The sequence below is a fragment of the Gammaproteobacteria bacterium genome (genome assembly GCA_034522055.1).
Classification (GTDB): Bacteria; Pseudomonadota; Gammaproteobacteria; order JAABTG01; family JAABTG01; genus JAABTG01.
In genome coordinates, this window is record JAXHLS010000002.1 from 718,795 (window position 1) to 742,139 (window position 23,345).

Genomic DNA, 23,345 nt, shown 5'->3' on the forward strand with positions numbered 1-23,345 from the left:
TGTTGCGTTTTGCCATCCCGGGAAAAGGGGACGGAGGGATTAATATCTAATCCCTCCGTCCCCTTTTCCCCCGTCCCCTTTCTTGGTCCCCTTTCTTTTACGAAGGCACCGTATCCAGATCGTGTCTAGTTGAAATGCCTTTCTCTCCCGATTCGCGCCGATCTCAAGTCGTTCTCTCACTTGTTCTATTCAAATTGCACACCAACTCGCGGCAGGACGCGGTTGCCCGGCGGTGTCCCGCCCCATATACTGCAGACCGTACTACGGGTGTACATACGATGAAGACGATCACTGTCCGGGCCGACCGGGAGTTCGATGCGCTGCTCACGCGGCTCGCGCGGCGCATGAAGACCACGCGCAGCGGGGTAATCCGCGATGCGGTACGCCGTTACCAGCACGAGCTGGAGCGCGAGGCGCTGCGACGGCAGTTGCGCGATGCTTCCCTGAAGACGCGCGCCCAGGTCAAACAGGCCGACGACGATTTCGACGCAGCCAGCGCTGACGGGCTGTAACGAGAATGCCGGTCAAGCGCGGCGCGATCTATCTGGCCAATTTCAATCCCTCAAAAGGCACCGAACCCGGCAAGATCCGCCCTTGCCTTGTCATGCAGAGCGATCTGCTGAACGAAGCCGGACATCCCAGCACGACGGTACTGCCCCTGACGACGCAGTTACTCGACGCCGCCGCGCCACTGCGCTACCGCCTGAATGCGCGTGATGCCCTCGATGCCGATTCGGACATCATGCTGGATCAGACGAGAACCATCGACAACCGTCGTTTCATGGACGAGATTCTGACGGTCCTGACCGAACATGAACTGGCCGAGGTGGAAACCTACTGGTGTATTGTGATGGGGCTCGATTGAGCCAGAAGCAAAGCATCAAGCGGGTGATTGGCACGCCCCGCTCTGCTGCGCACGCTTTCGTGGATCGTCACCCCCCAACGATTGCATATCAGAACCCTTCATCAAAATTGGCGACTGCCCAATCGCCACGACTGAGCTCTAACCTCTCCTCTGTCGAGGTAGTGCGGGGACGCACGGCATGGGCGCGCCGGGCCGGAGGAAAAGAGAAAAGGGGGACGGAGGGATTAATATTTAATCCCTCCGTCCCCGTAACTATTCAGGGGTACTTCACCATCGCACCTGACAGAACCAAGCTATGACCCTATTCTCCGAACCAAGAACCGCCCACGTCAACTCTTGACAGCGTAGGAAGCTCCACCTATGCTGCGGTCCATCCTCTACTTGAGAATGAGCCGCGGTCATGGGCAGCTACTTTGGTTCCAAAGCGACTTCAGGTCTGTGCCAGCCGATCATTGCCCTGATGCCGCCCCACGACACCTACATCGAGACCCATCTTGGGGGTGGCGCGATCATGCAGCGCAAGCCGCCGACGTTGCGCAATATTGCCATCGATCGCGATCCCGCTGCACTGGCCCGCTTTGAGTGTGACTATCCGGTCGAGAAGGTGTGTGGCTGCGCCCATCAGTTTCTCGGCGCCTTCGACTTTCAGGGCCGGGAACTGCTCTACTGCGATCCGCCGTATCTGCACCACACCCGCAGTTCTAAACGTCGTTACCGTTTCGAGTACGAGGAGCAAGATCATGTTGAGCTGCTGGAACTGCTCAAGTCACTGCCCTGTTCGGTGATCCTCTCCGGCTACCCATCGGCGCTCTACGACGATCTGCTGGGGCAGTGGCGTAGCCTGGAGTTGCAGGTGATGAACCAGGCCGGGGTCAGAACCGAGAAGCTGTGGTTCAATTTCACCCCGGATCGAGTGCACTGGCCCGCCTATGCGGGGCGCAATTTCACCCACCGCCAGAACGTCAAACGCAAGGCGCAGAGTTGGGGGCGGCGCTATCAGGCCATGCCCCCTGCTGAACGCCTGGCGGTACTGTCCTCGATCATGGCCGTGGAAGCGGGCGAGACGTTCGAGTAACCCGGCCAATGACGATCGACAACATCCCGGTCGAGAAGACCCTCGCGGCGGTCAAACGCCAGCTCGAGGAGGAGAAGAACCTCTCGCCGGCGCTACGGGCATCGTTGGAGTTGTTGCTGACCCTGACCACGGTGTTGTTGAACCGGCTGGGACTCAATAGCGGCAACAGCTCCAAGCCCCCGTCCAGCGACCCCAACCGCAAGAAAAAGCGCAACAACGGCAACAACTCCCCCGGCGGCCAAAAGGGCCATAGCGGCAATCACCTGGAACTGGTCGATGATCCGGACCATGTCGAGTCGCTCAAGGTCGATCGGGCCACGCTTCCCACCGCTGGGACCTTCCGCTGTATCGGTTATGAACGCCGCCAGGTATTCGATATCCAGATCTCCCGAGTGGTCACGGAATATCAGGCCGAGATTCTGGAAGATGAACGGGGACGGCGCGTGGTCGCCCCCTTCCCGGAGCATGTGAAGGTCAAGACCCAGTATGCCTCCGGGGGTCAAGATCCAGTCGGTCTACATGTCCAGCTTCCAACTCCTCCCCTACAAGCGGATCGAGGAGCATTTTGCCGATCAGTTCGGGATACCGCTCAGTGCCGGCAGCATCTACAACTTCAACAAGGAGGTGTACGAGAGGCTGGCCCCGTTCGAGGATTGGGTGAAAACAGCGCTGCCAAAGGCCCCGTTGCTCCATGCCGACGAGACCGGCATCAACATCGGTGGAAAACGGAAATGGCTGCATGTGGTATGCAGCACCACCGCGACACTGCTGATTGGCTGCAGCACGGGTGGCAGTGACCACCTCGGTCCGCGCCACCACCGCGCCAACCCTGCCTCCGTCGACGACTACGCGCTCACCAGACCGGAGAAAACAAACGGCCGGCCGAAGCGGGCCCTATACCTGCTCAATGCCGATGCGACAGCCCCTTATGCTTCCGCTTCTTTTTCACGCTCCGACAACAATTGATTCAAGATTTGCTTCTTTTCACATTCGGCAAAGCGGGTCAGGACCTGGCGCATGAGAGGCTGGTACCCGATTCCGTGGTACTTGGCAATCATCTTGAATTCGTCGATCAGGGTTTTTTGTAGACGAATGGACACTGGCTGCAAACCCAGTGAATCATTGATTTGCTCCTCAATGCTATCTGTTGCCACAGCCACATGCTCTTCGTCGCGACCTAGCTCTCCTGACTCCCAGGGATCGTCTTGCACCAATTTCGCGACATTCTTGCTAGTCATTTCGGTTAACCTTTCTTGGTTGGCTTGCTGGCTAATTGGGTTGGCCGTGCTTCTTGAAAATCCGGATCTCATCCGAGTTCGGATCGTAGGCCGTTCGAATAATGATGGCGCCGTTCTTCGGGATAAACACCACTTTGAGTTTCCTACCAAAATCAGTTTCCGCGACGAACCATCGCGTTGGTGGGTCAGACGCATGTTCCTCTCGTGTGTCGATCAGGTAGACGCCAGTACGGTTGGCGAAACATTGAACTATCTCTTCCTCCGTGACTGGCCGCTTCTTCTTGGCGAGTTTTTCCTTTACTCGAGACAAAATCTCGAGTCTCATGTTTCTGACAGTCCCTTAGTAAGAAGCGGCTGTGTGTATACAGCGTATATACAAAGGACCACTTAAATCAAGTAAAATTCCATTGCAGAGGTCTGAAGCATGCGGAGCACCGCATTTCTTGCCAGTAGCTTTGTTTCAAAACCGAGCCAAGCCCACAATGGTAGCCCGCTTGGTAGCCCGTTCAGGGCATTCTTATTTATTTTCTCGTAACTTATTGATTTTATGGAGCCGAGTAACGGATTCGAACCGTTGACCTACTGATTACAAATAATTAGCCGAGGCCTTTCTTTGGGTAACACCCCCTAACACGATTCCAGAAGTACGCCTTTATTTCTCAACCTGTTACGCCATTTTTGCCTAACTAACTACATCGGCGTATAACAACAAAAAACAGCCCGTTTTGTTACCCACTTGTTACCCACTTGGGGCGACTGATTATGAAAAAACGGCTCACCGACAAGACTGTTACCCACTTGGCGCCGCCCTCCGCGGGGCGCGTTGACGTGTTCGACACTCTGCTTCCAGGGTTCGGCGTGCGGGTGAATACCAAGGGGCGAAAGACCTTCTTCGTGTTCTACCGGGTGAACGGCAGACAGTCCCGGCTCCTCCTGGGGGATTATTCCGAGACGGAAGGCCGGGGCGTGAAGCTTGCCGAGGCGCGCGCGGCGGCCCGCGCGGCCATGACCAAGGTTGCCGAGGGCGACGATCCGCGGCAGAGCCCTTCGGAGACCATCCCCGACGGCGCGCGGGAGAGCTTCGATGACGTGGTGGCCGACTATGTGACCTACCACTGCAAAGTGAAGTTGAAGCCCCGCACGGCCGCCAGCTACGAGCGCGAGTTGAATCGCGTCAAGGCGAAGCTGGGCAGCAAGCCGATTACAAAACTGACTCGGCGCCACGTGTTGGATATCATCGAGGACCACCTAAGGAGCGGGCACCCCGCGCAGGCCGCATTGACTCACCGCATCCTGGCCGCGTTCTTTAACTGGACGGTTCAGCGCGGCATCCTGCCCGCCTCTCCTATTGCGGGGCTCAAGCTGCCGGCCAAGATCCCTTCCCGGGACCGGGTACTGACAGACGGTGAGCTGGCCGCCATCTGGGAGGCCGCCGGAGAACTGGGCTATCCCTTCGGCCCGTTCGTGCGCCTCCTGGCCGCCACAGGGCAGCGGGAGGGTGAGACCGCGCACATGCGCCACGAGGACCTGGACGGCGCCTTGTGGAGTATCCCCGACCCGAAGAACAGTACCCCCCACATGGTGACGCTACCGGCCATGGCCCGCGCGGAACTGGACGCCCTGCCCGGCTTCAAGGGACCGTTTGTATTCAGCGGGCGCGCCGGCAAGACGCCGGTTAGCGGGTTCAGCAGGGCGAAGCGTGTCCTGGACGAGCGCCTGAAGGAGATGCACCAGAGCGATGCCGCCAGGTGGCCCGAGGTAGCGCCGTGGCGCTTCCATGACTTGCGCCGCACGGTTGCAAGCCGCTTGGCCGAGATGGGCACCCCACCCCACATCATCGAGGCCCTGTTGAACCACCGTAGCGGCCAGGTGTCCGGCGTCGCCCGCGTCTACAACCGTTACCGCTATGTGAAGGAGATCGCCGAGGCCCTGTGCCAGTGGAACGCGCAACTGGAGCGCATCACCGGCGCGCCTGAGCCGGCCGAGGTTGTGGAGCTTCGCCATGGTTGAACCGCTCTCCATCCCCGACTGGACCGACCCTAGCCAGTACCCCGGCTCCGATCTGCCGCGCTGGCGGAAAGAGTACAGGAAGCAGCGAATCGGGATAGGGGCGGCCAGATCACCTGGCCGACATCTCCCACACCACCCGGCATGCGGGTGAGTACACCTAAGTAGCGGCGACGCGCGTTCGAGCGTCGCGTCCGTCCCCTGCTGAAGCAGGTCGCCGAGCGGCCTGATTACTCGTCCTGCCGATAACCGCGCCCCCGGTTGACAGGGTTTTCCGCCGACACCCTGCCACCGTGGACTTAGCATCGTACCCGTCCATATCGAGTTCTGACGGGAGACACACTATGCACCGACTACTCACCGACCGACAGCTACGCGAGAAGCTCGGCGGATGCTCCAGCATGACCCTCTGGCGCTTGCGCCGGGACGGCAAACTGCCCAAGCCGAGGAAGCTCGGCAAGAAGAACGTTACACCTGAAAATGAGGCGGACGCCGCAATCGCCGCGTTGATTGGACTGTGAGGGCGGGCTCGTACCGAGGGTCGAACCAGGTAGCGGTGATCATCAGCGGCGCCGAGGTCCCATGAGCCAGACCATCCGCCGCGCCGCGCGCCGCCATCGCTTCGTCATCGTCGATCAGGCCGCGGTGGAGGACACCCGTCTCTCCTGGGCCGCGCGCGGCCTGCTCGCCTACCTGCTGTCGCGGCCGGACGACTGGAAGGTATTAGTCAACGATCTTAAAAAGCGCGGCAATCTTGGTCGGGACGGTATCTATGCGCTGCTGCGTGAGCTGCGGGAAGCAGGTTACGTGGCCTTCGATCGCAATCGCGACAACCAAGGCCGCATGCGGGGCGGCACCTACATCGTCTCCGAAATACCGCATACGGCTTCGCCGGATCTGGACACGCCGCTTCCGGCTGCACCGCGTCCGGTGAGGGCGGGCGCATTACCTGAGAGCGGTCACCCGATTTGATGGACTGATTTTCACGATTGGTGATGGTTCCATCGACAGTGGTGAGGGCGGCGTTGCCGCCGCGGTCACACGCACAGATCAGGACGAGGGGTCGAAGGGCAGGGTCAGTTGGTTATCGTGGGGGCGCTGGTCGTGGTACCAGCGGTGTATTTGTATGAAGTAGTGGTTTTGGAAGGCGGTATAGAAGTCTTCGAGGAACTCATTGAGTGCAACGACGGCTTCGTCGGGCAGTTCGGGGAAGGCGAAGCGATCGGCATCGTCGTGCATGTCAGCGGACTCCAGCGGCGCTGCGTCGAGGCGGTTGCGTTGCGGGTGCAGCGAAGACCTGCAGATAGAGTTTTTCGTCGAGCACGGTGATGTCGCGCTGCGCGGCGGCCATGAGCAGTTCGGCGGCCATACTGATGAAGATGCGGTAGTTGCCTGCGGCGTGATCGGCGAGCGTGTGACGCAGTTCCTGGGTCATGAGGCCGGCGTTGCCGGCGGTGGTGAGCAGGTGTTCGAGGCAGGCGAGGAGCTCTTCACGGGTTGCGACGCCGGTGGCGAGGCGTGTGCGAATGCGCGAGCCCAAGGGGATGAGTTCCTCGCGGCGCAGCTTGTCGAGCAGGCGAGCATCGCCAGAGAGCACCACGCACAGGAGCGATTGGGAATCGAAGCGTGCGCTGGCCAGCAGGCGCAGCTCACTCAAGACCATGGGGGTCATTTCCTGGGCTTCGTCGATGAGGATGACGGGGCGTCGATTGGCGGAGCCGAGATGGTCGAGCCAGCGGGCGCGCAGCGCCTTGAAGCCACCCCAGCGGTTGCTCATGCGCATGGCGATCCCGAAGATGTCACCGAGCTCGCGGTAGAAGTCGCTCAAGTTGCTTTGCGGATGGTGGATGACGCCGACCGACAAGTCCGTCAGGCGTGAGAGGCGCTCGGCAAGCAGTCGCATGACGACGCTTTTGCCGGAGCCGGGATCACCATGGACAAGCGCGAAGCCGCCCTCGCGCAGGTGCGCCTGCTCGATACGCCAGCAGAAGTTCTCGATCTGGGGCGGCACATAGAGCGCTTCGGTCGGCACGTCGGGGGTAAAGGGGTTCCATTTGAGGCCATAGAGCGCCAGGAGTTTCTGGTTCATGCGGGGTCAATCCTTCTCGTTGGTGGGTAAATAGGCCGGCGGCAGGCCGGTGGCGGCGTAGTCGGCGATCATTTGTTTCATCAGCGGTGCGATGCCGGTGTTGGTCGCGGCGCTCGGCGCTGGGTGGGTCGGCTCGACGCGCCGGCGCAGGGCGTCGGCGTTGGCCGTTTTATCGAGCGGGCGCACCGGGCAGAGGATGGTGCCCGTGCGCGCATCGACCAGGTCGACGCGGCTCAAGTCCCAGCGGGCATAGCGCAGGTGCACCTCGCTCAGATGACGATAGCGCGACGGCAGCTCGAAGCGCTGGCCGTCGAGACTGACGGTGCCGTCAGAGCGGCGTTGCTTGCGCTTGACCTCGAGGCGGAAGGCGGCGCGCAAGTCGTCGCTACCGGGCACTCGCGCGCGACGTTGGGGCCGGCGAGTAAGCGATCGAGCGGTGTCTCGCCGAGCTCGCTGTGCACGGTGCAATGATATTCCCGGGTAATCCAGGCTTGGGTCGCCACGTTGAGCTGCTCGAGTGTGAGGTTCGGTTCGCCCTCGAGCATGGCGAGCAGGCGCCCTTCGACGCGGCCCCAGAGGTTCTCCTGCTTACCATTCACATGCGGCGAATACGGCAACGTTGGCAGGTGCACAATACCCAGGTGATGAAGCCCCGCGGTGAACTCGGCCGAGATCATCGCCGCGCCGCGGTCGGTCATCAGCGAGCGCGGCAACCCGACCTTTTGCAAGGCCTGGCACAGGCCGTGGACCAGCTCCTCGGTGCGCTCGTTCGTGTACCACTGGGCATGGCACAAGAACCGTGAGCGATCGTCGATGAAGCCGACCAGCAGCGGTTTGACGTACTCGCCACGGCGGGTCAGGACCTTGCGCGAGCCGTGATGGAAGTCCAGATGCATGAGCTGCAGCACATGCGCGACTTCGTAGCTGCGCACTTCGCGCTGTTCGAGCCAGTCGCGGGCGGCCATCGCCCCGTCAGTGGCGCGCTTGGGCGTTCGTTGGCGCACGAGTCCCTGGGCTTTCAGATAGCGCCGCACGCTCGGATACGAGGGCGACTTCGCGTCGGCGAGGGTCACGCGTAAGTTGTCATGGTGTAACTGGGCGGTCCAGCCCGGGTGTTCGCGGTACTGGGTCGTCAGCGCCTGCACGGCCTCGGCTGACAGGCTCGGAAAGCGGCCGATGTCGCGCCGCACCTGATTGCGCAGCGCCCGCACTGGATCGGCGGCATGCCTGGCGGCGTAGAACCAACGCTCGAGCGTCGAGGCGGCGAACCGCATCTCCAGCCCCGTGAACGGATGACGCCAGGTCTTCGCAGCCAAGTCCTTCAGCGCGGCGCGCAACTGGCCCGGGGCCGGCGGCGCGGCGAGCAGCGGTCCGATGATCGCAAAGCGCAGTCGCGCCCAACGATCGCGTTGCGGTAGATCGTCCTCGTTGCTCATGCTCGCTCCCATCGTGGCCTTGTTGATGGGAACGCAGGCTACAAAGTGCCTGATCGGCAGTCTATCGACATCCTCTGCGGGTAGCGGGCAACCCGCGAATTACCTGACCATGGCACGGGTGCTCAGGGGCGCAATGAAGCGCAGCGCTTGCACCAGACGATCGCTCAGCGCGCTCGCCTCGAAGCGTTGCAACAGGCTCTGCGGCAACTGGTGAATCGCCACCGGTGGCATGAAGTGCTGGCAGGTCGATCGCCAGAACGGTGTCGCGGGAAAAGTGGTGCACCACCACGCCCGCCAGCGCTTCAGCGTGACCGCCGCGATGCGCAACCGAGCGCACACGGTTCGAGCCGAAGCGCTGCCCGGCGGCGAGAGCAACATAAACACCACCGCCAGATACACACGACGGCCCGCAAACCGCACCGACGGCGGCGTCGTGCGGTGATCACAGCGACCGCAGGTGAAGCTCAAACGCCGGGAATAAGCCTCCTGTAGCGCCGCCGGACAGCCACGTGGTTTACGCGGATAGTCCGCCACATGCAGTGGCCCCCCGCACGCCCGGCAACCCTGCAGCCGCGTCGTCGCGGCGAGTTCTTGGTCGATGGAGATAAGGAGATGAAAAAAAGCGGGATCTTGCAGTAGGACGTGGCACACTTACAGGGTCTCCTGGCTTGGTAACCGGAGACTCCCCGGAGGGGATCTTCTAGTCAAGATCCCCGATGGGGATCCCCCTCAAACCATCACCAAACTAGACCTCAGAAAGCGAAATCACCATCAAAATAGGTGGCGCTACTCACATTACCCAAGACTGATGGAAAAAAAAGAACAACTACTACAACAAGACCGACAGACACCTACCCCATGGCAGACGCCAAGCGGGAAGCACACCAACTGCGATTCCCGGAGTGGGTACCGGACGAGATGCGCGCGCCAGCCACGCGACTCGTCGCCAGCCTCGACCGTCCCGACGCCCAGCTCGTCATAGACGAATGGGCTGGCGCGCTGGCCATCGGCGCGATCCAGCGCTCGCCACTCGGCTACCTCAAGACGCTGGCGGTACGCTGCCAAGCAGGCGACATGAGCCTGCGATATGCAGGCGTCATGTCGTCGCAGTTGTTGTAGTTGTAGCTGCAGTAGTCATCGGGCGCGGGATGCACTATTACACTGTAATTTTTTTGCCCGCCCGCCGCTCGAAGCGGTCCCTGAATCCCGAATCAGCTGTCCACAGAGTCCACAGGCCCTGCCCGCCACGGTAAAGCGAGCCATCGAACTCGCGTCGCCAGGGGCGGGTCCGCGCGTCGCGCGGTGCCTATGGGCCCCTGTGGGCAGGTGGAGCCGCTCTGCAGGCCCGGGGGAGCCTCTCGATGCAGCCCCTGTGCCAGGCGAATGCCTGGCGCCGGGGCTGCTCCGCCGCGAAGCCGCCCGTGTCACTAGCGAGCGTAAGCGGGGTAGTGACATGGGCGGCAACCCCAACAACCACGCGGCGTCCCGGCCGATTTTCCGCGTGACGCGCGAATGACGCGTTCGCAGAATGACCCCAACGCAACCGAATTATCCGCGGCCACTGCGGCAAAGTGGCAAACCCGTGTGCAACAACCCCAAGGAGGTGAATCGACAAGCAACCCACCGGCTCGCAGGAGCCAGCAAGCGCCGACCGACGTTCCCACCGGAACGCCCGGCGCGGCCTGAAACCAGGCCAGAATGAAGCGGGAGTAGTGCCCCGCGACACATACCGTCGCCTCGCGAAGCGAGGTCCGGCCCGACAACGCTAAGCCGTTACCGGGGTGTCAGAAACACTTACCAGACAGCGAAGCACTGACGAACGACGAGCGCAACGCAGCAAGGCTGGACGGGACCCCGCGACGGCCAGGAGTACTTGATCCAGGCGCGCGATCTGGCACGGCAAAACCTGAACAGCTGTGCCTTGCCCCTGGGTATCCCCGAAGAACTCGCCGCGCGCCTCGCGGATGTCACACCGGCCGGCCTTTCGCGCGTCGCGGCGTTCAAACCACCGCTGGTGTCCCCCAGGCTGGACGACTGGTGGTGGGAGCGACTGCTAACAGCGTTGACCGACGGCGATGGCGACGAACTCCAAGCAGTCCTCGAGCACGCCGGCCTGCTCACAGCCGACTAGCCCATACGCATTCCCGGCAGCCAGCGACCCTCATGGGCACAGGAATGGATTCCATCGCTGCCCACGGTCCGGAACGGATCATGACCGCCCGACTCGCCGCGGATCCGACCTGGAAGAAGACGGTGGCGGTGCTCGATGCGACCCGGCTCATGGAATTGGGGGCCCGGACGGGGTTGGTCTGTCAGTTGACGAAGCTCGACAAGAAGACCGCGAATCGACTGTACCGGCAGATCCACGGTCGCCCCTCGCCGCCCGGGCAGTTTCCGTTCACCGACGCTTGGTTTCTGAAAAGCGAGCGGCGCATGCTCCACGCCGCTATCGTCTGGCGCATTCACAAGCACCTGCGCGAAAGCAACTGCCGCCCCGCCCACATCCTGATCGACCTCTACGAGATCTACCGGTAGCTTATTCAGGAGGATCTGCTCGAGATCTCTCAGGTCGGCTTCGTCCCACGCCTCCTGGAGATGCAACTCTGGCACGAGCGACAATGCCCGCGCTGCTCGACCGAGTTTATTACGCCCGTCGAGGAAACCAACGCGAGCTGCCCCGGCTGCCGTCTGCATCATCGCTTTCGCTGTCGACACTGTGGCGGACGAGCAGAGGGTCTACGCAGAGGCCGCCGCCGCACGACCTGCCAGCATTGTGGGGCAGCGCGGGAACCATGAAAGCCTGGCTGCGATGACTGCAGCGGTTGGTGCCTGTTTAGATCTTCGATGGAGAAGGCTGGGCGACCTTTGAGCCTGGTGAGCCTATCTCCGAGGTCTCGCGCCGGCTGATACCGTGGCAGTAATGACCGAAGCCACCTTCGACATCCACTCCGAGTTCGGGAAACTCCTGGGCGAACACCTGCGCGACGGGCTGGGATGTTCCCCGATTGACCACCTTGACAAACTGGTGTCCGCCATCGTGGCGAAGGTGGCCGAGATCCGCGTGTAGAAGGGATGTCCGACAGCCGGACGACCCGACGCGTACAAATAAAGAACAACGCCCCAAGCTGCCGGACACCGCTATAACGGCCCTCCTCCGCGAAGCGCATTGCCGGGGACACACCGCGTTTCGTTTCGGCGGCCACGAGTACGAGGTGACTCGGCAAACCTTCTGCGTCAAGGTCTTAACCGAGGCGGCCTACCAGCAGGGAGACCTGTTGGAGCGCCGTCGGGAGTTGATGAAGGCGTGAGCTGGGTGGTGCGCCGGGTTACTATCGCCGGAGAAATAGTGACGCCCAGACGTCATCCTCCCCGGCCACAGCAAGGACCTTGGCGGCGCTGAGGCTCTATCGGTCAAAACCGCCGTGTATGATGATCTCGTCCAGCGGCTTGCGCTCGCGCGGGCCGGACTCGCGCCCGGCATAGGTGTCGGGGATCTGCGAGGGGTCTCCCCGATAACCAATGGCGAGGCCCGTAAATGGCTCGATCTCGTCCGGAATGTTGAAGGTGCGCCGGGCTCCTTCGGGATCAATTCCGATCATCTGGTGAACAAACAGTCCGCGGGCGGCGGCTTCGACGGTCAGTCCCGCCGATGCCGCACCCAGGTCGTGGACCGCGGCCTTGTTCAACTTTCCGTTGTGCTCGAAACGGTGCACGGCAAGGCCGAGCGCCAGGACTGGCGCGTGCTTCGCCCAGGGCTGATTTCCCTCGAGGAGCACGCTGAACACCTTTTCCCAAACCTCGGGGGTACGTTGGCGCACGCCGACGATGTAGCGCCAGGGCTGCGCATTGTACGACGACATCATCCATCGCGCGGCCTCGAACAACGCGTGCAGATCCTCTTTGCCAACGCTTCGATCGAGATCGAAGGCATAGGGGCTCCAGCGCTGATGCAGCAGCGCGTTAATGGGAACGCCGGTCTTTGCAGCTTGATTCATGGATGGTCTCCTTAGTGTCGACTGGTATCGCTGTAGTTTCTAATCTCTACGGATTCATCTGTGGCGCCTTGGCCACCGAAGCGGAACGCGGACTGGACGCTGCCCATGATCTCGTCCCGGAACACGAGTTCGCCGGTATCGTCGCCGGCCGCTCCCGCGACCACGTGCAACGGCAGCAGGTGCTCCTCGCGGGGATGGGCGGCGCGGGCACCCGGTGCCTCCGTCCATCGGCTCAGACGCAGATCCCGCTCACGTTGGGATAGCGCCACCGTCTCCTCGAGCCACGCGTCGAAGCGCCGCGAGTCCATATCGACGGGGCTGCCCTCGGGCCGGAACCGCCCCATGTTGTGAAAGCTCATCCCGCTGCCGAGGATCAGCACGCCTTCGCGTCGCAGGGGCGCCAGGGCACGTCCTAACGCCAGATGCACCTCGGGATCCAAACCACGCTTCAACGAGACCTGCACGACCGGGAGGTCGGCGCCCGGAAACGCCACCTTCAGCGGAATGAATACGCCATGATCGAGTCCACGCCTGCATTCTTCCTTGGCTTCGAGTCCGGCCTCCCTCAAGAGAGACCGTATGCGCCCGGCCAGCATCGGGGAGCCGGGCGCCGGCCAGGTGAGCCGATACGTGTGCGCTGGGAAACCAGTGTAATCGTAGAGCAGACGGGGAGCGCGCGCGGCATTCACCGTGAATGCCGGTGCTTCCCAGTGGGCTGAGACCACGACCACGGCCTTCGGGCGGGTGCCGACGTGCGCCTCCATCCCGCTCAGCCATGCCGCCATCCGATCCCACGTGCCGGCGGGCTTCCACTCCATGAAGAAGCACGGCCCGGCGCCGTGGGGGATGAAGAGCGTCGGCAAGCTCTTGTCGCTCACGGGCGGGACCCCGCGCGTTGTCGCTGCCATCCCCTCAGATCCGCAAGCCGAGACGGCGGTCGAGGGAGAAACGGTCGCCGCCCCGGAGGAAGATCGCGAGGGCCACCAGGCCCCACATCAACGGATATTCGATGCCGCCCGCCGTCCAGAAGAACCCGTTTGGCACGTGCACCGACAGGGCCACCCCCATGAAGACGGCGAGGGCCAGGGCGACTGGCCGGGTCAGGAGCCCCAGCACCAGTGCCAGCCCCCCGGCGAACTCGATGAGGCCTGCCAGCGTGGCGAACACGAGGCCGGGGCTCATGCCCAGGGTGGACTCGAAGTACTGGCCCGTGGCAACCAGCCCGTGACCGCCGAACCAGCCGAAGAGCTTCTGGGCGCCGTGGGGTATGAGCAGCAGGCCCGTGGTGATACGGACCAGGGGAAAGGCCAGCGGCGCCAGACGGTCGAGGGGCGAGATGGCGCTGGGCGTCACCGGGGCGGCGAAAGTTTGAGTGTTCATGGCGAAACCTCCTCAGTTCAGGGACACCGGGACCGCTTCCCGATGTTGCGGCTCACCGTACAGAGGTTTCCGATATGGGCCTAGCCCGCTATTCTGTAACTCATGGTTGCCGAATCAGAAACCCTCGGGGGCTCGTTGGAAGACGTCCGCGCCTTCTGCGCGGTGATCGAGCACGGTACCATCTCTGCGGCTGCCCGGACGCTGGGAGGCACTAAGGGGGGCGTGAGCCGGCGCGTGTCACGCCTCGAGCACCGGCTCGGCGTGAGCCTGCTGGCGCGCACGCCCAGGGCGGTCAGCGCCACGGAGGAAGGCGCCGCCTTCTACGCCAAGGCCCGCGATGCCCTGGCGCTGCTGGCCGAGGCCGTCCAGAGCGCGCAGCACGCCCAATCCATCCCAAGCGGCCATCTCCGGATCACTGCGCCACTGGACTTCGGCATGGACATCCTGCCACCCCTGGTCGTGGCGTTCCGCATGGCGAACCCCCAGGTAACCGTCGAGATGCTGGTCACCGACGCCCCGCTCGACCTGGCCGCCCACCGGATCGATCTCGCCTTGCGTGCCACCTCCGGTGACCTGCCCGACATGGGCTACCGGGCATCGACCCTCGTAACGTTTCCCATCGGCCTATACGCGTCGCCGGGTTATCTCGCCGCGCGCGAGCCTCCGGCGGCACCGGCCAAGTTGGTCGAGCACGACCTAATCGTCCCCCAGAGTTTCACCGGCGCGGCCACGCTGAGCCTGACCAATCGCCGCGGCCGCACCGAACAGGTCGCCCTGCAGCCGGTCATCCAGACCAACGACTTCGCCAGCGCCCATCGGGTACTGCTGGCTGACGGCGGTATCGGTCCGATGCCCGAGATTACGGTCGCGAATACGTTGGCCTCGGGGACCCTCATCCGCGTACTCCCGGACTGGACCCTCGCACACGCAAAGCTTCACGCCATCAGCCTCGCTGGCAGCGAAGCGCCCGCGCGAGTGCGGGCGTTCCGGGAGTTTATCCGAGAGCAATTGTCCGGGCGCGGGACTTGAGGTAACAAAGCTCCAGCACACGGAACGCACGACATCGCCATCCACGGCTGCGTATTCCACGGCTTCCCGCCCCCTTTCCGGGACTGGGCCGTCGAGAACAGCAACTACCCGCGGGAGCTGGCCGAGGCCAGCCTGCGCCACGTCCTGGATAGCGAGACTGAGGCGGCCTACCAGCGGGGAGATTTATTGGAGCGCAGTCGGGAGTTGATGAAAGCCTGGGCTAGGTGGTGTCGCGGGACGACAGAGACCTGACTGATAGCAACAATTGGGGTTACCCTGCCCTTCACATCCAGAGGGACCTGAGCATATGGCGAAGATCTTGATTCCTGCCCAACACCCCGAGGACTGGAAGCAGTTCCTCGCAGAGCCCGAGAAGCAGTGGCGGGCGGGCTATTCCGCAAAGGCCCTTGCGGACTGTTGGCAGCGCACACCCGGCTTCCCACCGGAAGTGGAGCGGCTCCTCAAAACCTCACTCGCATTCCGCGACGTCGAGATGCTCTACGGCATACCCGAGCTACAAACTCCGCTGCCCGGGGGTGCCCGACCGTCCCAAACTGACCTATGGGTACTGGCACGAGCTTCCGACGGTCTGGTCTCCATTGCCGTGGAGGGCAAGGTTTCTGAACCCTTCGGCGACCTAGTCGCCGACTGGATAGAACCGGCGACACCGGGGAAGCAGAAGCGTTTGGCTTACCTGTGCGAGCTTCTTGCTCTGATGGAATCCGATGCCCTGCCACTCCGCTACCAGCTGTTGCACAGGACCGCTTCTGCGGTCTTGGAGGCAAGACGCCTATTCGCACCCTAAGCGGTGATGCTGGTCCACACCTTCAGCCAACGAGACGAGTGGCATGAAGATTTCGAGATGTTCGCCACCGCCATGGGCGCAGAAGTCCGCGCAAGTCAGCTTGCATTGGTCGGACCGCGACAGGGCATCGAGCTCTATGTCGGATGGGTGACTGGGCAAATAATATAGTCTGCCCGTTACAGAGGGGAGGGGAATGCGGTGACCTATGTCGACCCATCATTAGCTCGCCGCTTGGCGAGGTGGGACTGTCACCGTACGCGGCTCCCCCTCTACGTTTCGGGACTAGGCCACCGAGCACACCAACTTTCCCCGCGAGCTCGCCGAAGCGGCCCACCAGCGGGGAGACCTATTGGAGCGTCACCAGGACTTGATGAAGGCGTGGGCTGGATGGTGCACGGCCGCTTAAAAGCACCGTCGCTTACTGTACTTGGATAACTCCGTAGCCAGCGCCTTGAGATAATACTTTCATTCCCAAATGCTTTCGCATTTGGGAGGAGCGAAACACCTACACGAAAAAAACCCCGCCGAGGTTTCCCTGGGCGGGATTCGTGTGGCTGCTCGCCGGGGAGTCTTAGGCCTTCAACTTGCGCCGAGTCCAAGAGAGACCTGCGAAACCCAAGCCCATCAAGGCTAGTGTCGCCGGCTCCGGTACTACATACTCGAAGGTCCCTGCGTCGTATCGATTCGCAGGGCCCCCGTCAATGGTTGTGGGGTATAAAAAGCTGCTGCCTCTATCAAAACGAGCCGAGCCGACGAATGTGATCAGGCCGCCTCCGTCATTGATGGTTGGCCCAGTACCGCCGCTACCGGTGTTCCCATTCGGATCGTCGGAACTGAAGCCTTGGGCGACAATCGAGTAGCTGCCTACACCGAGTACTAAATCAACAATATCTGCATAGCGGCTATTGCCGACCAGCGGGTCCGAGTTGGTAATGGTGCCAAAGAGCCCTGGAACGAGGGTTGCAGTATCTCTGTCAAATATACCAACTTCTATGTTGTTGACCAGCCCGTTCTGGCCACTGTCATATGCGCCCAACCGTGTAACTCTTATTGGCGCGAGAACATCGAAGTCCATTCCAAGCGCACCGCCAAACTCCTGGTTTCCCGTCATTCGAGTAGAGTCAAGCGCAATGATCCCGGCAAACACGGATAGAGGTGAACACGCCAGTGCGAACGCGAGGACGGCCGCTACAGAGGTACCGCTAAAGATTGAAGTCATCATTCTGTTTCCTTGCTTCATAACCCTTTGCTCCTTGATCAATTTTATTGGGCGGTTTCGTGAAAAACGCTTTGAGACCATGTTACTGCGTCCTTACTAGAGGGAAGCAAGATTCATGCCTTAGCCCAGTAGGCTCATAACTTCAACCACTTAGGATGTGTCAACCAATCAGCCTCAGTAAGATTGTAAAATCTGCCGACGGCCACGTTTGGAAGAAGAGCCCCCATCGGGGATTTCTAGTCCTGAGGACCCTTGACGAGTGTAAGGTTTTCCGACACGTTCGCTTTTAGAAAAAGCGCGCATGTTCAGGAACACCGTTCCCTACAGAGAGGGCTTCAGCATTTGCTTATTCAACGATAATCTTGATGAGTGCATCCCAACAGGAGGACGCATTCATGCAGACCCCATCAACCCCTTGGAACAAAGGCCGCTCCGTCGGCCCGAAGGCCCCCCTAAAGCACTACCAGATCTGGCGCATTCGCCGACGTCTCGAACGCGACTTCGCCAGACGTGATCTCGCTCTGTTCTCCTTGGCACTGGACTCCATGCTGCGGGCCTCCGACCTGCTCGCACTCAGGGTGGGAGACGTGATGGATGAAGCATGGCACGTGAGGACGGCGCTCGTCATTCGGCAGCGTAAGACGGGGTACATCGCCCAGGTAGAACTGGCCCCCTACACGCGGGCGGCCCTGGAGACCTGGGTGGCCTTCAGCGCGAAGTCTGCCTCGGACTTCCTGTTCACGAGGAGGAACGACGACCACGGGCCGCCTATCAGCGCCGCGCAGTACCGGAAGCGGGTCAAGGCTTGGGTCGCATCCATCGGCCTGAACCCCGATGCATACAGTACCCATAGCCTCCGGCGGACACTTGCGGCCCGGGTGTACCACGAGACCAAGAACATCGAGGTGGTTCGGAACTTGCTCGGCCAGAGCTCAGTCTCGTCAACGTCGCACTACCTGAATATCGGCGGGACCGAATCACTCGCGGTCGCAAGACGTTACCGCATCTGAAGCGGGCGCTGCTTCCAGGGGCAGCAACTCTTGCCCGTCGCCGCAGAGGCGCCGTGCGCCCCGTTTGCCCGTGCGGATGCTCACGCCCCAATGCTACGCTCTGTGCATGTGCACCCGCTACATCACCCCGGACCAGCGCGCCATCGAGGGCTACGTGGGCCACGTACCCCCGTGGTGGCAACAGAGCTACGACGTCCGCATCACCAACCTGGTGCCGGTGGTGCGGGCCGCTGCGGATGGTGAGCGTGCTCTGGAGCAGATGTACTGGACTCTCCTCCCGCCCAAGTCCGACAAGAAGACCTGGCGCATGCCGACATGGAATCTCCGCGGGGAGCGCCTCGAGGAGAGCCGCATGTACGGGTCCCCCTTCAAGTCGAGGCGCTGCGTGCTACCGGCGGCCGGCTTCTACGAGTGGCCCGAGGTCAACGGCGAGAAGCAGCGGCACTGCATCCGCCCGGCAGACGGTGGCATGTTCCTCTTCGCCGGCCTCTGGAACCCCTGGACATCGAAGGACAGGACGGAGGAAGGCGCCACGGTGGGCATCATCACCACGGAGGCCAACGCGTTCATGAGGCCGCTCCACAACACCGGCAAGAACCCCTACCGCATGCCGGTCATCCTCGACCCGCAGCTGGCGGACACCTGGATGTTCGGGGATGTCGACGAGGCCCGTGATCTCGTCGGGCCGTGTCCGGACGATTGGCTGCAGGCCTACCCCGTCCCGCGCAACCTGGGCAACGTGCCTGCACAGATGGAGCCCGCTGGAGACCTCATTCGCTCGGGTCAAGGGGCTTAGGAGGCCACTTCCCAGATTGGCGCGCTACTTCTAAAAGCGAACCTGTCGGAATTTTTTACACTGGCCTTTGAACCGAAACGACCGTGACTCCTGAAGGATCGCGTGTCGGCCAGTAGCTAGCTGTCGATAAAATTGACAGTTGAGTTTACTCAACAATTATAGGTTCATGTATTCTGGGCAATTAAACAGCTGGCGCAAAAATTGCATTCAGTACGTTTCTGCGAGTGAGTGTCTCAGTACACACGGATACACAAGGAATTCTGCATTATGGGCAAGCAAGCCAATCCCGCCATCCCGGCCGTTTTAACTTCATTCCTGCTATTTATATCGGCCCGCCAAAACAACGCTGATGGAAGTCATTAACGGGCTTGATGTTGGTGATACCTGACAGTTACTTCTTGGCGGTGTATTCCAGATCGGAAAAGCTGCGCTGCATGGCTTCAAGCTTCTACGGAAGGGAGATGTACTTACGATCTTGTAAACCCGCGCCGACCGGGGAGCCCGCCCGAATAAATCAGCGCTTCCTTAATCGAAACATCGACAGTCTTGAAAGACGGAAGTGGAAGTCTATACAGTGGAGGTTATCAATGAAGACCAGGTTAATCAGTATAGTGCTCGGCTCCATGTTCCTGACGATAGCTTATTCACCTACTGCAATCAGTGCGCCGGCACCCTACTCATTCAAATTGGATAGTGTACTAGTCGAGGGACAACTCGACTTTATTGAGAATTTCGACGGGAATTTTCTAAGTTCTGCCTGGGAGATTACGGAGGGTACTGTCGCAGTATCAAACGGCTTCGCGACTCTGAAGAATCCAGGGACGATTTTTACCGACACTATTGGAAGCGCAAAGGTAATACAAGAAGACACGTTTTTCCGTTCAACATTTAGCATAATGGATGGAAACGGGGATTTTGTTGCAACCACGACTTGGCAGGAGGGTATCCCGGGTGCTGACCGGTTATACACTACTGAAATCACCGATCGAACGGCCGCAAACAACACCCAGTCGATTGGCCTAGGCGTTGCGAACTTCTCTCCGACGCTCGCCGCCCTACTTGGTGGCCCTGCTGGCCCAACTATCTTTTTTAGCAAACGAACTGATTTGGAAGCTGGGGGTTCTGAGATAAGCTTGGACTTCGCCTCTATTAATATCGGTATCACCGGCCCCATTGAATTGAGGGTCGCATTTTAGGATGTTAGTAACGAGTTTACAGGGAGCTTCAATGTCGACGGAACGTTGCAAACGTTCGATCCTATGGCCTTTAATCCAGGCGGCGCTGGGAACTTTAGGTTAGGCTTTGATTCAAGTTCCTTCGCAGTGGTACCCGTTCCTCCAGCCGTTTGGCTATTCTTTTCTGCGATTATGGGGGTAGTAAGCCTAGTGAAACGTCGAACTAGTTTCGCGCAGCCGTTCAGCTCGAACAAGTAAAAGCTACCCGGATGCACTTGATGTTCTAAAAGCGCGCCTTTCGGATTTCTTTACAATGAGTTTTGGGCTGCGAGGACCGGGATTCCTTAGAAATTGCGCTTTTTCTATTAGCGATCCCTCTCGGACTGCCCGCGGGCAGCCAGTCGTCCACCTTGCTCTGGATGCGGTTGCGAGTAGAATTTGACCTAGGGCCACCAATGATGGTGAAGGCCATGGAGACCCCGTGTTAGCGGCTGAGTAAATCCGCGCATAAATGGCGAAGGTCGCAGTCGCGGGTTCAGGCGGCGTGACTCGGCCTCAGCGCGGATAGGTCGCCTCGACTCAAGCCAGGTCACGCCGCCGGGGTGGGCTTAAGAGTCGGCTCAGAAGATCAAGTCATCGTCGTCGACTTCAAAGGTCGTTATGCGGTCTTGTTGCATGAGTTCGACCAGCTGCCGATCGTATCGGCTCCAGATGGCATCGCGGAGTTCGTCGATAAAGTCATAGATCGCCAATGCCTGCTCTGGTGTCCAGTCGTCCGGTATCGGGGGATGGGTCATGGTTGGGCTCCTTTGTTGGATTTGGCTGCGGATTGGCGCCGCTGCGCCTGTTGCTGCTGTCGCTCCTTGGCCTCCTTGAGCCGGTAGGATTCACCTTCGATAGTGAGGATCTCGGAGCGGTGTACCAGCCGGTCCACGAGGGAGACCACGCAGGAGGCGTTGGGAAAGACTTCACCCCATTCGGCGAAGGGTCGGTTGGTGGTGACCAGGGTGGATTTCTCCTCGTAGCGGCGGGAGACGATCTCGAACAGCAGATCGGCATGGCGATTGGAGTAGGCGAGATACCCCACCTCGTCGACCGCTAGCAGTTGAGGGCGGGCGTAGCGGGCGAGGCGCCGCTTGAGGGCGCTGTCGCCATCCTGGGCGGCCAAGTCATTGAGCATCTGGCCGGCGCTGGTAAAGAGGACGCTGTGGCCGGCCAGCACCGCTTGATGGGCGATGTTGCGGGCCAGGGTGGATTTGCCGACCCCGTTGGGTCCCACCAGGATGATATTGACCGCCTCGGTAAGGAAGTCGAGGCGCATCAGCTCACTGACCAGTTCCCGGTCGCAACGGCTGGGCCAGCCCCAGTCGAAGTCGGCCAGGGGTTTGAAGCGGCCCAGCCGCGCCCCTTTCATGCGCCGCTCGAGGCTGCGGTCGGCACGTTCTTCCTCTTCCCACTGGATCAGGGACTCGACCCAGCCAGCGTCGGCGTGCTCCTCCCAATGGCTCAGCAGGCCATGGAGCTTGAGGGCCGTGGCCCGTTCTTTCAGGGATGGGTTAGGGATCATTGGGGCTCCTCCTGGGCGTCGTCTTCGGCTTCGGGCGGGGTGGACTGCAAGGCGTCGTAGCCGCCCAGATCATGGGTGCGTACCACCAGCCCCCTGGCGCGCGCGTGGTCGATGCGCACTCCCACCCGGGGCGGCTGGTTTCTCGCCTCGCGCCTCCGCTGCAGGGCGATGCGCACGCCGTTGGGGTGAGCGACCCCGTGGGCCAGGCTCTCCTGGATGGCCGCTTCCAGCTCGGGGGCGCCGTAGGCATCGAGGAGGCGCAGCAGGGCGGCGGTGATGGCGCCGAGGTTGTCGCCACGCTCAGCGGCCTGTATGAGTAACTGCCGGCTGGCCGGTGCGGCCTGGGCCAGGTGGTCCTGGCCGCGATGATGCCGGGCCTGGCGTTTGATCTGGACCAGTGCCTCGATGTGTTCCGGCTGTTCGATCTGCCGGCCCTTGTCGTAGCTGCGCGGGTGGCGGGCGATGACGTCTCCGCCGTCGAGGATCCGCACCTCGGTGGGTGAGGCCGAGACGGTGAGGGTGCGGCGCACATGGGTGTGGGGCACGCTGTAGTCGTTGCCCTCGAAGCGCGCGTAAGGGGTCTTGCCGATGTGGACCTCGACCCGCTCGTCGGTGGGATAGGGGTTATCGGGCAGCGCCAGCAGGGGCTCCTGCTCGAAGGCCTGGCGCACCGAGAGGGCACGGTCCTCCGGGCAGGGCCGGTCCATGGCCCAGCCGTTGCACCAGGCCTCGGCCTGGGCATTGAGGTCATCGATGTCGGTCCATTGGCGGGCCGGCCAGAAATTATCGCGTATCGTGCGGATGGCGCGTTCCACCCGCCCCTTCTCGTTGCCCCGGGCCACCGCCACCGGACGGGGCTCAAAGCGGTAGTGGGCGGCGAACTCGAGCAAGGTGGGATGGAAGCGGATGGCCTCACCCTGGCGCTCCAGCACGGCGCTTTTGAGGTTGTCGTAGAGCAGGACCTTGGGCAGGCCGTTCGAGGCGGTGAAGGCCGCCTCATGGCCCCGCAGGAAGTTGGCCATCTTGGCATCGAGGAAGAAGCGCAAAAAAATGCGCCGGGAGTAGCTGAGCACCATGACAAAGGCCATCAGGGCATGGGTTGCGCGGCCGATGGTGAGCTTGCCGAAATGGCCCCAGTCGATCTGTCCCTGGTCGCCGGGCAGGGTCTTCAGGCGCAGAAAGGCCTCGGGCCGGGGGCGTGGCCGGTAACAGGCGAGCTGATGGCGGAAGTGGTCGGGGCCGCCGGGGTAGCCCCGTTCACGCACCATGCCGTAGAGGCGGCTGGCGGTGAGCGTGGGGAACTGGGCCAGGGTGTCGGTGATGAACGGCAGATAAGGATCGATCATCGACGGCTGCGCAGCCCGCTCGACCTTCGGCATGCCGGCCTGGGAGAGCACCCGATTGACGACGTTGTGGTGTACGCCCAACTGGCTGGCAATGGTGCCCACCCGCCACTTCTCGACGTAGTGATAGCGCAGGATCTGCGCCTCTTGTTCTTTGCTGATGGCCAATGCGTTTCTCCTCATCTCGTGGCCGGCCGGCTCAAGGGGGCTGAGCCCGGGCGCCTGGTGGCCCCTGTCGGGTGACTGTTCCAAGCGCAGCAGCGGCGGTGGCGCGATGAAGCGGGCCGGTACGCAGGAAAGGTCCGCACTCACGGCC

At 61.6% G+C, this 23,345-nt stretch carries 27 protein-coding genes and 1 pseudogene; 15 read left to right on the forward strand and 13 right to left on the reverse strand.

The features are described 5' to 3' along the window. The first annotated feature begins 278 nt into the window (after positions 1-278). The 4 genes from U5S82_03465 to U5S82_03480 all read left to right on the forward strand — a co-directional run bounded on the left by U5S82_03465 (position 279) and on the right by U5S82_03480 (position 2,737). Positions 279-512: a ribbon-helix-helix protein, CopG family gene (locus U5S82_03465; GenBank protein MDZ7750719.1), complete on the forward strand. Its 234-nt coding sequence runs from the start codon at positions 279-281 to the stop codon at positions 510-512. Positions 513-517: 5 nt separating this feature from the next. After that, the gene (locus U5S82_03470) at positions 518-865 is read left to right on the forward strand and encodes a type II toxin-antitoxin system PemK/MazF family toxin (GenBank protein MDZ7750720.1); all 348 of its coding nucleotides are present in this window, start codon (positions 518-520) and stop codon (positions 863-865) included. A gap of 400 nt (positions 866-1,265) precedes the next feature. Continuing rightward, positions 1,266-1,940 (forward strand): DNA methylase, encoded by a 675-nt coding sequence (locus U5S82_03475; GenBank protein MDZ7750721.1) that lies wholly within the window; start codon positions 1,266-1,268, stop codon positions 1,938-1,940. Positions 1,941-1,948: 8 nt separating this feature from the next. Continuing rightward, positions 1,949-2,737, forward strand: coding sequence for a DUF6444 domain-containing protein (locus tag U5S82_03480; protein ID MDZ7750722.1), 789 nt, complete (start codon positions 1,949-1,951; stop codon positions 2,735-2,737). Positions 2,738-2,866: 129 nt separating this feature from the next. Here the strand turns inward: U5S82_03480 and U5S82_03485 are convergent, their stop codons facing one another. Then, positions 2,867-3,178, reverse strand: coding sequence for a hypothetical protein (locus U5S82_03485; GenBank protein MDZ7750723.1), 312 nt, complete (start codon positions 3,176-3,178; stop codon positions 2,867-2,869). A 31-nt stretch (positions 3,179-3,209) separates the two neighbouring features. After that, the gene (locus tag U5S82_03490; GenBank protein MDZ7750724.1) at positions 3,210-3,503 is read right to left on the reverse strand and encodes an ADP-ribosyl-(dinitrogen reductase) hydrolase; all 294 of its coding nucleotides are present in this window, start codon (positions 3,501-3,503) and stop codon (positions 3,210-3,212) included. Positions 3,504-3,940: 437 nt separating this feature from the next. Here U5S82_03490 and U5S82_03495 point away from each other — a divergent pair, with 437 nt between their 5' ends. Both U5S82_03495 and U5S82_03500 read left to right on the forward strand, forming a co-directional pair. Next, positions 3,941-5,188 (forward strand): integrase arm-type DNA-binding domain-containing protein, encoded by a 1,248-nt coding sequence (locus U5S82_03495; protein ID MDZ7750725.1) that lies wholly within the window; start codon positions 3,941-3,943, stop codon positions 5,186-5,188. Between the two features lie 579 nt (positions 5,189-5,767). Further along, a complete protein-coding gene (locus U5S82_03500) occupies positions 5,768-6,157 on the forward strand; it encodes a hypothetical protein (protein MDZ7750726.1) in 390 nt (129 codons plus the stop codon). Between the two features lie 78 nt (positions 6,158-6,235). Here U5S82_03500 and U5S82_03505 read toward each other — a convergent pair whose 3' ends face one another. The 4 genes and pseudogenes from U5S82_03505 to U5S82_03520 all read right to left on the reverse strand — a co-directional run bounded on the left by U5S82_03505 (position 6,236) and on the right by U5S82_03520 (position 9,178). Then, positions 6,236-6,424 carry a hypothetical protein gene (locus U5S82_03505; GenBank protein ID MDZ7750727.1) on the reverse strand — a complete coding sequence of 63 codons (189 nt, stop codon included), beginning with the start codon at positions 6,422-6,424 and terminating at the stop codon, positions 6,236-6,238. A 1-nt stretch (position 6,425) separates the two neighbouring features. After that, positions 6,426-7,274, reverse strand: a complete 849-nt coding sequence (locus U5S82_03510; protein ID MDZ7750728.1) for an ATP-binding protein — start codon at positions 7,272-7,274, stop codon at positions 6,426-6,428. Positions 7,275-7,280: 6 nt separating this feature from the next. Next, a pseudogene (locus U5S82_03515) lies at positions 7,281-8,710 on the reverse strand (DDE-type integrase/transposase/recombinase). A 99-nt stretch (positions 8,711-8,809) separates the two neighbouring features. After that, on the reverse strand, positions 8,810-9,178 hold the full coding sequence (locus tag U5S82_03520) for a hypothetical protein (GenBank protein ID MDZ7750729.1): 369 nt from the start codon (positions 9,176-9,178) through the stop codon (positions 8,810-8,812). Positions 9,179-9,568: 390 nt separating this feature from the next. On the opposite strand from U5S82_03520, the gene U5S82_03525 reads away from it, so the two are divergent. From U5S82_03525 to U5S82_03540, 4 genes are all read left to right on the forward strand, one after another. Then, complete coding sequence (locus U5S82_03525; protein MDZ7750730.1) at positions 9,569-9,829, forward strand: hypothetical protein; 261 nt, start codon at positions 9,569-9,571, stop codon at positions 9,827-9,829. A 754-nt stretch (positions 9,830-10,583) separates the two neighbouring features. Further along, the gene (locus U5S82_03530) at positions 10,584-10,841 is read left to right on the forward strand and encodes a hypothetical protein (protein MDZ7750731.1); all 258 of its coding nucleotides are present in this window, start codon (positions 10,584-10,586) and stop codon (positions 10,839-10,841) included. Positions 10,842-10,921: 80 nt separating this feature from the next. Then, entirely contained in the window at positions 10,922-11,245 is a 324-nt protein-coding gene (locus U5S82_03535; GenBank protein ID MDZ7750732.1) for a FlhC family transcriptional regulator, read from the forward strand. Positions 11,246-11,630: 385 nt separating this feature from the next. Then, positions 11,631-11,777, forward strand: coding sequence for a hypothetical protein (locus tag U5S82_03540; protein ID MDZ7750733.1), 147 nt, complete (start codon positions 11,631-11,633; stop codon positions 11,775-11,777). Between the two features lie 337 nt (positions 11,778-12,114). Here the strand turns inward: U5S82_03540 and U5S82_03545 are convergent, their stop codons facing one another. The 3 genes from U5S82_03545 to U5S82_03555 are packed head-to-tail and all read right to left on the reverse strand — an operon-like array spanning position 12,115 to position 14,085. Next, positions 12,115-12,705 carry a nitroreductase family protein gene (locus U5S82_03545; GenBank protein ID MDZ7750734.1) on the reverse strand — a complete coding sequence of 197 codons (591 nt, stop codon included), beginning with the start codon at positions 12,703-12,705 and terminating at the stop codon, positions 12,115-12,117. 11 nt (positions 12,706-12,716) lie between these two features. Continuing rightward, the gene (locus U5S82_03550) at positions 12,717-13,583 is read right to left on the reverse strand and encodes a class III extradiol ring-cleavage dioxygenase (GenBank protein MDZ7750735.1); all 867 of its coding nucleotides are present in this window, start codon (positions 13,581-13,583) and stop codon (positions 12,717-12,719) included. 34 nt (positions 13,584-13,617) lie between these two features. Further along, the gene (locus U5S82_03555; protein MDZ7750736.1) at positions 13,618-14,085 is read right to left on the reverse strand and encodes a DoxX family protein; all 468 of its coding nucleotides are present in this window, start codon (positions 14,083-14,085) and stop codon (positions 13,618-13,620) included. 102 nt (positions 14,086-14,187) lie between these two features. Between U5S82_03555 and U5S82_03560 the strand changes: the two genes are divergently transcribed. Continuing rightward, a complete protein-coding gene (locus U5S82_03560) occupies positions 14,188-15,114 on the forward strand; it encodes a LysR family transcriptional regulator (protein ID MDZ7750737.1) in 927 nt (308 codons plus the stop codon). A gap of 307 nt (positions 15,115-15,421) precedes the next feature. Continuing rightward, a complete protein-coding gene (locus U5S82_03565; GenBank protein ID MDZ7750738.1) occupies positions 15,422-15,919 on the forward strand; it encodes a hypothetical protein in 498 nt (165 codons plus the stop codon). A gap of 571 nt (positions 15,920-16,490) precedes the next feature. Here U5S82_03565 and U5S82_03570 read toward each other — a convergent pair. Continuing rightward, a complete protein-coding gene (locus U5S82_03570; GenBank protein ID MDZ7750739.1) occupies positions 16,491-17,159 on the reverse strand; it encodes a PEP-CTERM sorting domain-containing protein in 669 nt (222 codons plus the stop codon). A 374-nt stretch (positions 17,160-17,533) separates the two neighbouring features. Here U5S82_03570 and U5S82_03575 point away from each other — a divergent pair, with 374 nt between their 5' ends. The 3 genes from U5S82_03575 to U5S82_03585 all read left to right on the forward strand — a co-directional run bounded on the left by U5S82_03575 (position 17,534) and on the right by U5S82_03585 (position 20,140). Further along, positions 17,534-18,148 (forward strand): tyrosine-type recombinase/integrase, encoded by a 615-nt coding sequence (locus U5S82_03575; protein MDZ7750740.1) that lies wholly within the window; start codon positions 17,534-17,536, stop codon positions 18,146-18,148. A gap of 106 nt (positions 18,149-18,254) precedes the next feature. Next, entirely contained in the window at positions 18,255-18,944 is a 690-nt protein-coding gene (locus U5S82_03580) for an SOS response-associated peptidase (protein ID MDZ7750741.1), read from the forward strand. 587 nt (positions 18,945-19,531) lie between these two features. Next, entirely contained in the window at positions 19,532-20,140 is a 609-nt protein-coding gene (locus tag U5S82_03585) for a hypothetical protein (protein MDZ7750742.1), read from the forward strand. 599 nt (positions 20,141-20,739) lie between these two features. On the opposite strand, the gene U5S82_03590 is transcribed toward U5S82_03585, so the two are convergent. From U5S82_03590 to istA, 3 genes are read right to left on the reverse strand one after another with little or no spacing between them, the layout of a single operon-like run. Continuing rightward, complete coding sequence (locus U5S82_03590) at positions 20,740-20,916, reverse strand: hypothetical protein (protein ID MDZ7750743.1); 177 nt, start codon at positions 20,914-20,916, stop codon at positions 20,740-20,742. Beyond that, entirely contained in the window at positions 20,913-21,686 is a 774-nt protein-coding gene (istB, locus tag U5S82_03595; protein ID MDZ7750744.1) for an IS21-like element helper ATPase IstB, read from the reverse strand. Before istB ends, U5S82_03590 begins: the two co-directional genes overlap by 4 nt. Beyond that, complete coding sequence (istA, locus tag U5S82_03600) at positions 21,683-23,197, reverse strand: IS21 family transposase (protein ID MDZ7750745.1); 1,515 nt, start codon at positions 23,195-23,197, stop codon at positions 21,683-21,685. Before istA ends, istB begins: the two co-directional genes overlap by 4 nt. Positions 23,198-23,345: the final 148 nt, after the last annotated feature.